This is a genomic window from Streptococcus sp. SN-1, assembly GCF_041154385.1.
In the GTDB taxonomy this organism is placed as follows: domain Bacteria; phylum Bacillota; class Bacilli; order Lactobacillales; family Streptococcaceae; genus Streptococcus; species Streptococcus mitis_CT.
Genome location: NZ_AP028929.1, coordinates 1,963,784 through 1,976,680, shown reverse-complemented (window position 1 = coordinate 1,976,680; position 12,897 = coordinate 1,963,784). Strand labels below are relative to the sequence as shown.

Below are 12,897 nucleotides of genomic sequence, written 5' to 3'. Positions count from 1 at the left end.
TATGATTCGTGTTGAAAATGTAAGCAAAAGTTTTGGGAGCAAAAAAGCTCTTCATCAGATTTCTTTTGAGATTAAGGAGGGTGAAATCTTTGGTTTTCTTGGTCCTTCTGGCTCAGGTAAAACAACCATGATCAATGTCTTGACAGGTCAGTTGGCTGCAGATCAAGGTAACACAGTTTTGTTAGGTAAGAATTCTCAAGATTTAACCTCAAATGATTTGGAACAAATTGGTATTGTGAGTGATGGCAGTGGTTTTTATGAAAAGATGAGTCTTTATAAAAATCTTCTCATCTATGCTAAGTTATATGGTCTCAAGTCAGATAGAGTAAATCAGGTGCTCCAACAGGTTGGATTGGCAGATGCTAAAGATATTATCGCAGAAAAACTATCTACAGGAATGAAACAACGAATGTTCTTGGCTCGTGCCCTTCTGAATGCTCCTAAGATTCTCTTCCTAGATGAGCCAACCAGTGGCTTAGACCCTACAACATCTAAGATGATTCATACCCTACTTCAAGAATTAAAGCAGGCGGGGACAACTATCTTTCTGACAACGCATGATATGAATGAAGCAACTCTGCTTTGTGATCGCTTATCTCTTTTAAATAAGGGGAACTTAATAGAGTATGGAAGTCCGCAAGATATCATCCAGAAGTACCATGTGGATAAGAAAGTACGTATGGTTTATAATGATGGACGAGAACAGATAGTTCCATTTGAAGAATTGCCACATTTAGACACGACAGATTTGATGATGGTTCATTCTTGTGAGCCGACACTAGAAGAAATCTTTATTAGATTGACAGGAGAAAAGTTAGATGTTTAGAAAATTAAATGCCCTACTATGGTTAAGAATACAAGTTATTATTAGTAATTCAACTTTATTGGCGAGTCTATTGATGCCTTTTGGTATTGCTGTTTTATATAATGAATTTTCAAATAAGAATGGACAATTGAGCCTATTTTTATTATCTGCTAGCTTGACGATGGTCTTGAGCATGGGAAGTGGTTATATGGTATCGATTATGATGGCAGAAGATAAGGAAAAACGAAATCTTAAATCACTCATTCTAAGTGGTGTGACAGCAACAGAATATACTTTCAGTATGCTTGTTCTCCCTATTCTGATAATGTTACTTGCTATGATTGTACTTCCCATCTATCTTAGAGTAGATGTATCTGGTTATTTATTTGCTTACGTTATCTATTTGCTCCTAGCAACTATTAGTATTATTTTTCTCAACCTTCTAATCGGTGCGGTGTCAGATACTCAATCTAAAGCGCAAGTTTATAGTATCTTCCCTATGTTAATTGTCTCTTTTTTACCTATGATTGCTCTTCAAAATGATACGGCTCAGAAAGTGTTAGATTACTCTTTTGTTGGTCCAATTGTAAATCTTTTAAATAAAAAAGGTGGGGAAATATCTTTTTCTAATATTGGTATGTTACTTGCTTGGGTACTTGTATTAGGAATAGCAAACCTCTTTGTATTGAAAAACAGCTATAAAGCAAGATAGGAGACCTTTATGAAATTACTTAAAAACCTCGGCTGGTTTCTTCTAGCTGTTCTATCCTTTTTCTTTGGCTATGGTCTGGTTCAGAGTATGGCTCTGTCAGCTCTTGGACTAGGGGCTTCGATATATGGAGTTTTACCACTTTATATCGCCCTGTCAGGGGCCTATGTTTATGGAGTTTACAGATGGTATCAGACAGAAAAGGTTAGCATCCAGACAACAGCTTTTAATCGTCATATCTGGTTGCCTACTCTGGTTTTGCTAGTGGCTATTACAGCCCAGTTCTTTTTACCAGAAGATCCGTCGGTCAGTCAACAAATCGTATCTCAACTGACAGTGGAACAGCCTGCATTTGGTTTCTTTATGGTGGTGGTCTTTGCTCCTTTGACGGAAGAACTTATCTTTAGAGGGATGTTGGCACGCTATCTCTTTCCTAAGCAGGACAAGAGCAAACAGGTTCTGTTTCTTCTGGTATCTAGTGTTCTGTTTGCCTTGATTCATTTCCCAGGTGATGTGCAACAATTTTTAGTTTATACTAGTCTTGGTTTTAGCTTGGGCTTGGCTTATATTAGCAGAAAAGGTCTGGTCTACAGTATTTCTCTCCACGCTTTGAATAATTTAGTCAGCTTTTTGATGATTCTCATGCTATAATAGAGTCAGGAGGTCATATGAAACGAGTAATTTTATTAGCAGTGATTCAAGCAGTTGTTCTATTTTTCATCATTGGAGCGCTAGCTTATGCCTTTAAGGGCGATTTCTTCTACAACTATCTAGCAGTCGTCTTTGCCCCTATTGCAGGTGTCTTGCGCTTTGGGACAGCTTATACAACGGAAATTGTCTTGCCTCGAAAGGCAGCTGAAATCGCTGAAAAGCACAAAGCAGGCAAAAATTCAAAATAAAAGAGTCCGGTGAACTTCATCGGATTTTTGTATGGGCGTCAATTTTTAGAGTCTTCACTTGATTTTTAAAGACTGGCAAACTTTTCTGATGATTTTCATGAAGAGCCTGCGCTTTTATGGTAAAATAGTAACAGAATAAAAGAGGAGAGAAAACATGAAACGTAGTATGTATGCTGGTCGTGTTCGTGAGGAACACATCGGACAAGAAATGACTTTGAAAGGATGGGTTGGCCGTCGTCGTGACCTTGGTGGTTTGATCTTTATCGACCTTCGTGACCGTGAAGGAATCATGCAGTTGGTTATCAATCCTGAAAAAGTCTCTGCAGAGGTCATGGCAACAGCTGAAAGCCTTCGTAGCGAATTTGTTATCGAGGTGACTGGTCAGGTCGCTGCGCGTGAGCAAGCCAATGATAAGTTGCCAACTGGTGCAGTTGAGTTAAACGTGACAGCTCTGACAGTGCTTAATACAGCTAAGACAACCCCATTTGAGATTAAGGATGGCATTGAGGCTAATGACGATACACGTTTACGTTACCGTTACCTTGACCTTCGTCGTCCAGAAATGTTGGAAAATCTTAAACTTCGTGCTAAGGTGACCCACTCTATCCGCAACTACTTGGATGAGTTGGAGTTTATCGACGTGGAGACACCATTCCTTTCTAAGTCAACGCCTGAAGGGGCGCGTGACTACTTGGTACCGTCTCGTGTTAATAAAGGGCATTTTTACGCGCTTCCTCAAAGTCCACAAATCACGAAACAGCTCTTGATGAATGCTGGTTTTGATCGTTACTACCAAATCGTCAAATGTTTCCGTGATGAGGACTTGCGTGGTGACCGCCAGCCTGAGTTCACTCAGGTCGACTTGGAAACGTCTTTCCTTACTGAGCAAGAAATCCAAGATATCACAGAAGGCTTGATTGCGCGTGTCATGAAGGAAACAAAAGGCATTGAAGTAACTCTGCCTTTCCCACGTATGAAGTATGATGACGCTATGGCTCTTTACGGTTCTGACAAGCCTGATACTCGTTTTGACATGTTACTTCAGGACTTGACAGAAGTGGTCAAAGGTGTAGACTTTAAAGTCTTTTCAGAAGCACCTGCTGTAAAAGCAATTGTGGTCAAAGGAGCTGCGGACAACTATTCACGTAAAGACATCGACAAGATGACCGAAGTAGCCAAACAGTACGGTGCCAAAGGTCTTGCTTGGGTCAAGGTGGTTGATGGAGAATTAAACGGACCAGTTGCCAAGTTCTTGACTAGCATCCAAGCAGAATTGACAACAGCGCTTGCTCTTGAAGATAAGGACTTGGTTCTCTTTGTGGCGGATACGCTTGAAGTGGCTAATGCAACGCTTGGTGCCCTTCGTGGACGTATTGCCAAAGAGCTTGGTTTGATTGATAATGATAAATTCAACTTCCTTTGGGTGGTTGACTGGCCAATGTTTGAATGGTCTGAAGAAGAAGGTCGTTACATGAGCGCCCACCATCCATTTACTCTACCACAGGAAGAGACTGCTCACGAATTAGAAGGTGATTTGGCGAAGGTTCGTGCCATTGCTTACGATATTGTCTTGAACGGTTATGAACTTGGTGGTGGTAGCCTTCGTATCAACCAAAAAGACCTTCAAGAACGTATGTTCAAGGCTCTTGGTTTCTCAGCCGAAGAAGCAAATGACCAGTTTGGTTTCCTTCTTGAAGCCATGGACTATGGTTTCCCACCACACGGTGGCTTGGCTATCGGGCTTGACCGATTTGTCATGCTCTTAGCAGGAGAAGAAAATATCCGTGAAGTCATTGCCTTTCCTAAGAACAACAAGGCAACTGATCCAATGACACAAGCTCCTTCAACAGTAGCTCTCAAACAACTAGAGGAACTCAGCTTACAAGTAGAAGAAGATGAAACAAGCAAAACGAATTAAGCGGTGGCGCTATTATCTGCGCCGCTTTGCTCATCAGATAAAAATTTTACGTGTCTTACAAAGCATCTCTCGTGAAAAATACGATGAGAAGATTTCGGCTTCTCTGGTCTATGGTTTTTTATCAGCAGTAGCGGTCAATTTCTTTTTCCAACCAGGTCATGTGTATTCGAGTGGTGCGACAGGTCTGGCACAGATTATCTCTGCCTTGAGTAATCACTGGTTTGGTTTTCATATTCCGATTTCGCTGACCTTTTACGCCATTAATTTTCCTTTGATGGTCTTGGCTTGGTATCAGATTGGCCATAAGTTTACGATCTTTACCTTTATTACGGTTTCCATGAGTTCCTTCTTTATCCAGTTTGTCCCTGTGGCAACCTTGACGGAGGATCCCATTATCAATGCCCTTTTTGGGGGTGTTGTCATGGGCTTGGGGATTGGTTTTGCTCTTCGAAACAATATCTCCAGTGGTGGGACGGATATCGTCAGCCTAACTATTCGCAAGAAAACAGGTAAGAACGTCGGTAGTATTTCTTTCTTGGTAAATGGAACCATCATGCTGATAGCAGGCTTGACCTTTGGTTGGAAATACGCTCTCTACTCTATGATTACCATCTTTGTCTCTAGCCGTGTGACAGACGCTGTCTTTACCAAGCAAAAGCGTATGCAGGCCATGATTGTGACCAATCATCCAGACAAGGTAATTGAAAAAATCCATAAAAAATTGCACCGCGGAGCAACCATGATCCACGATGCAGAAGGAACCTATAATCACGAAAGAAAGGCAGTTTTAATCACTGTCATTACACGTGCAGAGTTTAATGAATTTAAACAGATTATGAAACAGGTGGACCCAGGTGCCTTTGTCTCTGTATCTGAGAATGTTCATATTTTGGGACGATTCGTTGAAACAGAAAATTAGTAACTAAAAAACCAGCGCGAGCTGGTTTTTATTTTTCGATAATTTTGTGGGCAATTAACTGACGGTAACAAATTTGCTTATTGCTTTTAGCATCGCTGATAATCTGGAGGATAGTTTCAAAGGAAACACGACCAAGCTCCAAACTATTGATATCGACATAGGCCGCCAAGTTGAGCTTGGGATTGACTGAGTCGAAGCTGAGGACAGGGACATCCAGTTGGTGTTTTGCGATGTAATCACAGACCCCTGCAGCAAGGAGACTATCAATGGTAATAATAGCGTCAATATTTGGATCGTATTTGAAGAGAAGTCTACTAAAGCGATAACCATTATCTTCAAGAAATTCAGTAGCAAAGTAAGTCAGATTAGTATCGAGAGGAAGTTGGTGTTGTTTTAGAGCTAGCTCGTAACCTGTCAGACGGTCTTGTGTTACGAAGAGTCGCTTAGTCCCTCCGATAAAGGCAATTCGCTTGCATCCTTTTTTGATGAAATACTCTGTCGCATCAAAACCAGCTTGGACATTGTCATTATCGACAAGTGGAATGAAGGGAGATAGAGACTTACCTAAGATAAGGAAAGGGAATTGCTCGTCTGCTACTAACTTAACCAAAGGGTCCTCTTCTTGGGCATAGAGGAAAATCAAACCATCTACACGCTTACCATAGACCATCTGAGAAATAGCTTTAAGGCGCTCTTTTTCATCTTTACCTGTTGCAATCTGAATGGCATAGTGGTTTTCAGAAGCGACTTGGGCGATACCACGGAGGACAGATGGGAAGAAAGGATTTTGATAGAAGGCGTCTGAGTCGTCAGGAAGCACCAAGCCGATAACTTGGGTATAACTGCTTACCAAGCTACGAGCGTTGAGGTTGGGATGGTAATTGAGCTCCTTCATAGCCTTGCGAACGCGTTTTTTTGTTTCGTCGCTAATGGTTGATTTGTTTTGAATAACACGGGTTACGGTTGAAGGTGAAACACCAGCAGCCTTGGCCACATCTTTAATCGTAACGGGCATAAAAATCTCCTATTTATAGTAATCTGGATCACGGAAATGTGTTTTATAAAAAATAGTGACCAGATACAGAACAAAAAGAATGTTTTGTACAGTGATGAGGTTTGACATATTTTGGCCAAAGAGTCCCAAAATAAGCGTAATCAGAGTTGGTAATCCTAAACAGTTCAAGATAAAATGGTAGCACTCTTTAAAGGTCCTAAATGAAAAGAGGCGTGATTTCTTAGTGATATAAAGGAGAAGACTCGCTCCTAGAGAGACAATAAAGAAATTCAAACCAAAGAGGAAGCTCGCACCGAGAACTAGGAAGAGACTGATATAGACACGATTTTGCTGATACCAGTCTTTAGAAATGGCTTGGGTCAAGCTGTCTTTACTTTTGAAACTCTCAGTCTCAATCGCTCGGTAAGAGATACGGGTCAGCTCTTTACTTTCCTTGCTGATGACGAGCTCATTCGTATCGAAATGCAGTTGCAAGTCCTTAGGTAATTCCTTACTTTGACTTGGACCGATCACGATAGAAGGCTCTTGACTAGCTGTTCCAGTATAAGTTAATTTGCCATCAACAATTGTAGCGTGTTCAGAGAGATCTTGTACAACCTTATCTGTCAATGGTTCATAGACATTATCGATAAAGGTTTCTAGCGGATAAGTCTCCTGCGAGCTGTTTTGGATGGCAATAGGTACCATAGATAAGCTGATAAGGAAGATACTGGTAAAGAGAAGTTGGAACCAGTTGAGTCCGAAACGTTTGGACAGGGGCTTACGAAATCCCCAAATACTTGAAAAATAGGAAAATGGATATGGAAGCATAGGTATCTTTCTAAAAGGTGTTTTCTATATGAGTATTATTATATAGAGAAATGCTCTTTATTTCAAGTCTAGGAGAAAAATTGCTTGTTGCAAGAATATTATTTACAGTAGCAATCGCTAATACTCAATGAAAATCAAAGAGCAAACTAGGAAGCTAGCCGCAGGTTGCTCAAAACACTGTTTTGAGGTTGTGGATAGAACTGACGAAGTCAGTAACCGTACTACGGCAAGGTGAAGCTGACGTGGTTTGAAGAGATTTTCGAAGAGTATAAAATGAAAAAGGGTGGCGGGGATAAATTATCCCTTGTCGCCACCACTTGTAAGTCCTGAAACAAAGTTCTTTTGTAGGAAGAAGAAGAGAATACAGATTGGAAGAGCGATGAGGATAGCACCTGCTGAGAAGTAGGCAATCTTCATGTTTTTCGCATTGTTGACGAAAGTTTGGAGACCTACGGCAACAGTAAAGTATTCTTTCTCACGAAGCAAGAAACTAGAGAGGATGTAGTCCCCGAAAGGTCCCATGAAGGCCCAGAGAGCTTGTACGGCAACCATTGGGCGAACAAGTGGAAGAACAATTTGCCAGAAGCGGCGGAAGTGTCCTGCACCGTCTAGTTTTGCAGATTCGTCTAGAGACATTGGCACTGTATCGAAGTAGCCTTTCATGAGCCAAGCATTCATCGGGATACCTCCACCAACGTATAGGAAGATGAGGAACCAGCTGTGGTTAAGGGCGTTCAACATAAGCGCCATAACGAAGAAGGCTGTCAAAGCGGCCATGGTTGGCACCATTTGGATAATCAAGAAGAAAACCAAACTTTGTTTACGAGCCAAGAAGTTGTAACGGCTGTAGGCATAACCAGCAAGTACGATGATACTTGTTTGAACAGCCATAGTAATCAAGGCGATAATCAAAGTGTTGAGGTACCAAGTACCGTACAAGGTTTCAGAGAAGAGTCCTTGGAAGTTAGCAAAACTAAAGTCGACGTTGCTGTCTAGTTTAAAGGCTACTACGTTACCAGTCTTGAAGGCTGACATAATGGTAATCAACAGTGGATAGATAATCACAATTGAGAGACCAATCAGGTAAAGGTATGTAAGGGTTTGAGTCAGTCTACGTTTGAGTTTAATTGAGTTATTCATCTTAGACGTCCTCCATATCAAATGCGTGTAGTTTCTTGAATGCGATCATAGAGATTGAGATGACAATGATAGAGATAATCAAGGTAACAGCTGCCGCCATTGAGTATTGAGGAGATGTACCTGTTGTCAAACGGTAAATCCATGAGATCAAGATATCGGTTGAACCAGCTCCACCACCGACGCTACCAGGTCCTCCAGCATTGAAGAGGTACATGATAGAGAAGTTGTTAAAGTTGAAGGTGTATTGGCTAATCAAAGTAGGTGCAGCAACAGCCAAGATCATTGGGAAAGTGATGTTGCGGAATTTTTGCCAAGCATTGGCACCGTCAATATAAGCTGCTTCGTAAAGGTCGTTAGGAATAGATTGCAAGATACCCAAAGTCAAAACGTAGATGTATGGGAATCCAAGCCAACCTTGCATCATAATCAAGGCAATCTTAGTCCAAGTTGGGTCTGTTTTCCAAGGAATAAGTGCACCATCAAGGAAAGGAAGGAATTTAGCCAAGATTGGTAATACTTGAGTGTTGATAGCTCCGACACTATCGTTAAACATGTTTGAGAATGTCAAGATAGTGATGAAGGCTGGGACAGCCCAAGGAAGAAGGAAAATAACACCAAAGATGCGTTTTCCTTTGATAAATGGTTGGTTAGCAATGATAGCTGTGAAGATACCAATCACGATCTGTAAAGTTGAAGCTGCCAAAGCCCAGATGATGGTCCAAGACAGAACGGCACCGAAGGCAGAACGGAAGGTACTCAAACTCCAGATGTTCGTAAAGTTGGTCAAACCAACCCAGTCCAACAATTTGTTTGGTGGTAAGTGTTGGAAGTCATAGTTAGTAAAGGCAATCATCAAGGTTACGATAACTGGGAAGATAATCGCAAAAGTCATGGCAACATAAGATGGAATGATCAAGAGGTAAGGGAAGCCATTTTCATAGATTCCTTTGATCATATCTTTGAGGCTACGTGGAACTGGAATTCCATTGTTAATACGTTTTGCAATTGTATGTGCATCTTTGATATTTGAGAAATAAAAGAGTACATAAACGACTACAAAGATTAAATGGAAGGCACCACGAATCAGCATAAAGAGGGAATTATCACGACCTGGTTTGTCACCAAGAGTGATGAGATTGCTCAATTCAGGGGCTGCAAGTGATAGGAAGTAAAGGACAAATACAAGGGTTACACCAAGGAAGATAAAACCTTTGGCTTTTTGTTTATTGTAAATCTGTCCTAACCCAGGAATGATAGACAGCAGGGCTGCTTTACTAGGTTGTTGCTTTTCCATAATAACTCCTTTCATAGAATACTGGTTTTTAGATAAAACCTAAACTATTTATGTTTCTATTGATAAATTCAAAGGGGGATTTGAATTCCACCCCCCTTGAACAAATTTTTTATTCACCGAATTTTTGTTTGATTGTTTCTTTGATCAATGTTACAGCATCGTTAGCAGCTGTTTTAGCATCTTTCTTGCCACTTACAGAGTCAAAGAGCATGTTAGCAGCTGGTTCCCAAACTGCAGACATTTGAGAGATGTTTGGCATTGGTTGAGCGTTCTTGAACTGTTTGATAACAGCTGTTGTCAACTCATCGTTTTTACCTTCTGCATAAGTACGAGCTTCAGTGTTAGCTGGGATTTCGTTAGTTGCATCGTAGAAGGCTTTTTGTTGTTCAGTTGAAACAAGGAAGTCTACAAATTTTTGTGCGCCTTCAAGGTTTTTAGTGCTTGATGGGATAATCCAAGCTTTACCACCACCGAATGCTGCGTAATCTTTTCCGTTTGGAAGAGTTGGGATAGTTGCAACACCGTAGTTTACTTTAGCATCTTTGAATGCTTGAGCTTTCCAAGGTCCATCAATGATAGCAGCTGTTTTACCTTCTTGGAATTGAGTTTGGATTAAGTTTCCAGCAGCTGTACCATCTTGCATACCTTTAGGCCATTTTTCATACCAAGATTTAGCGTAGTTGATACCTGCAATAGAACCGTCGTTTGCAAGACCGATGTCTTTAGCATCTTTACCGTTTTGTCCGAATACGTAAGCACCGTTACCAGCAAGAAGTCCGTATGCGTAGTAGAAGTTTGTCCAGTCAGCTAGGAAAGCAGAAGTTTTTCCATCTTCACCAGCGAAGGCATATTTGCTATCTTTAGCAAGGTTTTCCAAGTCAGCAAATGTTTTTGGAGCTTCTTTTACCAAGTCTTTGTTGTAGTACATAACAAGTGACTCGATAACGGCAGGAGCACCATAAACTTTACCGTCAGCAGCTGTTACAAGAGATTTAGTTTTATCATCTGTTTTAGCACCGTCGCTCAATTTCACTTCTGAAAGTTGTCCGTCAGTACCAAGGCTACCTACACGGTCGTATGGAGCCATCATAACGTCAGCAGCTTGACCTGATTGGTTGTCAAGAGAAAGTTTGTCAAGACCACCAAGTTGGTCACCAGATTTGATGTTAACTTTTGTTCCTGATTCTTTTTCATAAGCTTTAGCAACTGTTTCAGCATAAGCTTTGTATTGGTCTTCGACGTAAAGAGTGATTTCTTTGGTTTCAGATGAACCAGAATCAGCAGGTTTATCAGCAGTTTTGCTTCCGCAAGCTACCAAAAGCAAGCTAGCAAGTGTAGCAGTTCCAAGCACAGCAGCGCTCTTCATGAATTTAGATGACATAGTGTATTCCTCCTAAAGAATAACAAATTTTATAATGAGGAAACGCAAACGTTTTCCTTTATGGGACTAGTATAGCACAAATAGAAAACGGTTGCAAGTGTTTTTTGTAAAAATTTTAAAAAAATTTCACGAAAAGAGTAAGCGTTTTATTTGTTTATAATAGAAGAAAAGTCAGAAAATATATTTTCACGATTTTACTGAAATTATTTAGGGAAACGATTGCCTGAATTTTGAACAAAAAATAAATTGCTCTAGACCAAAAGTAGACTAAGTTGCCCCTTCTATTTGTAGTTGAAGAAGATTTTGCAAATAGAAAAGAAAAAATGTATATGTATACATAAATAAGGACAAGTTTTTTTAAAAAATAATCAAAAAGTTTTTTTAAAACCGCTTGCAATTATTCCAAAAATGAAGTATACTTATATTAACGCAAACGTTTGCGCCCAAAAATGAAAAATTAAACTACAAATACACGAGGTGTTGTTTATGAAAAAACGTCAAAGTGGTGTGTTGATGCACATCTCTTCTCTCCCAGGAGCCTACGGAATCGGATCGTTTGGTCAAAGTGCTTACGACTTCGTTGATTTCTTGGTTCGCACAAAACAACGTTACTGGCAAATCCTTCCATTAGGAACAACTAGTTACGGAGATTCTCCTTACCAATCTTTCTCAGCCTTCGCAGGGAACACTCATTTTATCGATTTAGATATCTTGGTGGAGCAAGGTTGGTTGGAAACAAGTGACCTTGAAGGAGTTGACTTTGGTAGCGATGCGTCTGAAGTTGACTATGCTAAAATCTACTATGCACGTCGTCCTCTTTTAGAAAAAGCGGTAAAACGTTTCTTGGAAGTAGGAGATGTTAAAGATTTTGAGAAATTTGCTCAAGACAACCAATCATGGCTTGAGCTCTTTGCTGAGTATATGGCTATCAAAGAGCATTTTGACAATCTTGCTTGGACTGAATGGCCAGATGCTGATGCTCGTGCTCGTAAAGCTTCAGCCCTTGAAAGCTACCGTGAGCAATTGGCAGACAAGTTGGTTTACCACCGTGTGACTCAATACTTCTTCTTCCAACAATGGTTGAAATTGAAAGCTTATGCTAACGACAACCACATCGAAATCGTTGGGGACATGCCAATCTACGTAGCGGAAGATTCAAGCGATATGTGGGCAAATCCACATCTCTTCAAGACAGATGTCAACGGTAAGGCTACTTGCATCGCAGGATGCCCACCAGATGAATTTTCTGCAACTGGTCAGCTTTGGGGTAACCCAATCTATGACTGGGAAGCAATGGATAAAGACGGCTACAAATGGTGGATTGAACGCTTGCGTGAAAGCTTCAAAATCTACGATATCGTTCGTATCGACCACTTCCGTGGTTTCGAATCTTACTGGGAAATCCCTGCTGGTTCCGATACAGCAGCACCTGGTGAGTGGGTGAAAGGTCCTGGCTACAAGCTCTTTGCAGCCGTTAAGGAAGAACTTGGTGAGCTAAACATCATCGCTGAAGACCTTGGCTTCATGACAGATGAAGTTATTGAGTTGCGTGAACGTACTGGATTCCCAGGAATGAAGATTCTTCAATTTGCTTTCAACCCAGAAGACGAAAGTATCGATAGCCCACACTTGGCACCTGCTAACTCAGTTATGTACACAGGAACTCACGATAACAACACGGTCCTTGGTTGGTACCGTAACGAGATCGATGATGCGACTCGTGAGTACATGGCTCGCTACACTAACCGTAAAGAATACGAAACAGTTCCACACGCTATGCTTCGTACAGTCTTTTCATCAGTTAGCTTTATGGCAATTGCAACTATGCAAGATTTGCTAGAATTAGATGAGACAGCTCGTATGAACTTCCCATCTACCCTTGGTGGAAACTGGTCTTGGCGTATGACTGAAGATCAATTGACACCAGCTGTCGAGGAAGGCTTGCTTGACTTGACAACAATCTATCGACGAATTAATGAAAATTTGGTAGAATTAAAGAAATAATAC

At 40.8% G+C, this 12,897-nt stretch carries 12 protein-coding genes; 7 read left to right on the top strand and 5 right to left on the bottom strand.

Annotation, left to right across the window (positions count from 1 at the left end):
* The first annotated feature begins 1 nt into the window (after nt 1).
* The 6 genes from ACAM22_RS09205 (at nt 2) to ACAM22_RS09180 (ending at nt 5,250) form a co-directional block, all read left to right on the top strand.
* On the top strand, nt 2–826 hold the full coding sequence (locus ACAM22_RS09205; RefSeq protein WP_369606726.1) for an ABC transporter ATP-binding protein: 825 nt from the start codon (nt 2–4) through the stop codon (nt 824–826).
* Nucleotides 819–1,517, top strand: coding sequence for an ABC transporter permease (locus ACAM22_RS09200; RefSeq protein WP_369606725.1), 699 nt, complete (start codon nt 819–821; stop codon nt 1,515–1,517). The genes ACAM22_RS09205 and ACAM22_RS09200 overlap by 8 nt, the downstream gene beginning before the upstream one ends.
* Before the next feature lie 9 nt (nt 1,518–1,526).
* Nucleotides 1,527–2,165, top strand: coding sequence for a CPBP family intramembrane glutamic endopeptidase (locus ACAM22_RS09195; RefSeq protein WP_369606724.1), 639 nt, complete (start codon nt 1,527–1,529; stop codon nt 2,163–2,165).
* 17 nt (nt 2,166–2,182) lie between these two features.
* Nucleotides 2,183–2,413: a hypothetical protein gene (locus tag ACAM22_RS09190; RefSeq protein WP_369606723.1), complete on the top strand. Its 231-nt coding sequence runs from the start codon at nt 2,183–2,185 to the stop codon at nt 2,411–2,413.
* Nucleotides 2,414–2,567: 154 nt separating this feature from the next.
* A complete protein-coding gene (aspS, locus tag ACAM22_RS09185) occupies nt 2,568–4,331 on the top strand; it encodes an aspartate--tRNA ligase (protein WP_369606722.1) in 1,764 nt (587 codons plus the stop codon).
* Nucleotides 4,309–5,250 carry a YitT family protein gene (locus ACAM22_RS09180; protein WP_000806275.1) on the top strand — a complete coding sequence of 314 codons (942 nt, stop codon included), beginning with the start codon at nt 4,309–4,311 and terminating at the stop codon, nt 5,248–5,250. The genes aspS and ACAM22_RS09180 overlap by 23 nt, the downstream gene beginning before the upstream one ends.
* 28 nt (nt 5,251–5,278) lie before the next feature.
* On the opposite strand, the gene ACAM22_RS09175 is transcribed toward ACAM22_RS09180, so the two are convergent.
* From ACAM22_RS09175 to ACAM22_RS09155, 5 genes are all read right to left on the bottom strand, one after another.
* Entirely contained in the window at nt 5,279–6,265 is a 987-nt protein-coding gene (locus ACAM22_RS09175) for a LacI family DNA-binding transcriptional regulator (protein WP_369606721.1), read from the bottom strand.
* Nucleotides 6,266–6,274: 9 nt separating this feature from the next.
* The gene (locus ACAM22_RS09170; protein WP_369606720.1) at nt 6,275–7,075 is read right to left on the bottom strand and encodes a DUF1189 domain-containing protein; all 801 of its coding nucleotides are present in this window, start codon (nt 7,073–7,075) and stop codon (nt 6,275–6,277) included.
* Between the two features lie 297 nt (nt 7,076–7,372).
* Nucleotides 7,373–8,215: a sugar ABC transporter permease gene (locus tag ACAM22_RS09165; protein WP_084891159.1), complete on the bottom strand. Its 843-nt coding sequence runs from the start codon at nt 8,213–8,215 to the stop codon at nt 7,373–7,375.
* A 1-nt stretch (nt 8,216) separates the two neighbouring features.
* Entirely contained in the window at nt 8,217–9,509 is a 1,293-nt protein-coding gene (locus ACAM22_RS09160) for an ABC transporter permease subunit (protein ID WP_265471775.1), read from the bottom strand.
* Between the two features lie 109 nt (nt 9,510–9,618).
* Nucleotides 9,619–10,890 carry an extracellular solute-binding protein gene (locus ACAM22_RS09155; RefSeq protein ID WP_265471776.1) on the bottom strand — a complete coding sequence of 424 codons (1,272 nt, stop codon included), beginning with the start codon at nt 10,888–10,890 and terminating at the stop codon, nt 9,619–9,621.
* Nucleotides 10,891–11,376: 486 nt separating this feature from the next.
* Here ACAM22_RS09155 and malQ point away from each other — a divergent pair, with 486 nt between their 5' ends.
* Complete coding sequence (gene malQ / locus ACAM22_RS09150) at nt 11,377–12,894, top strand: 4-alpha-glucanotransferase (RefSeq protein WP_369606719.1); 1,518 nt, start codon at nt 11,377–11,379, stop codon at nt 12,892–12,894.
* Nucleotides 12,895–12,897 lie beyond the last annotated feature (3 nt).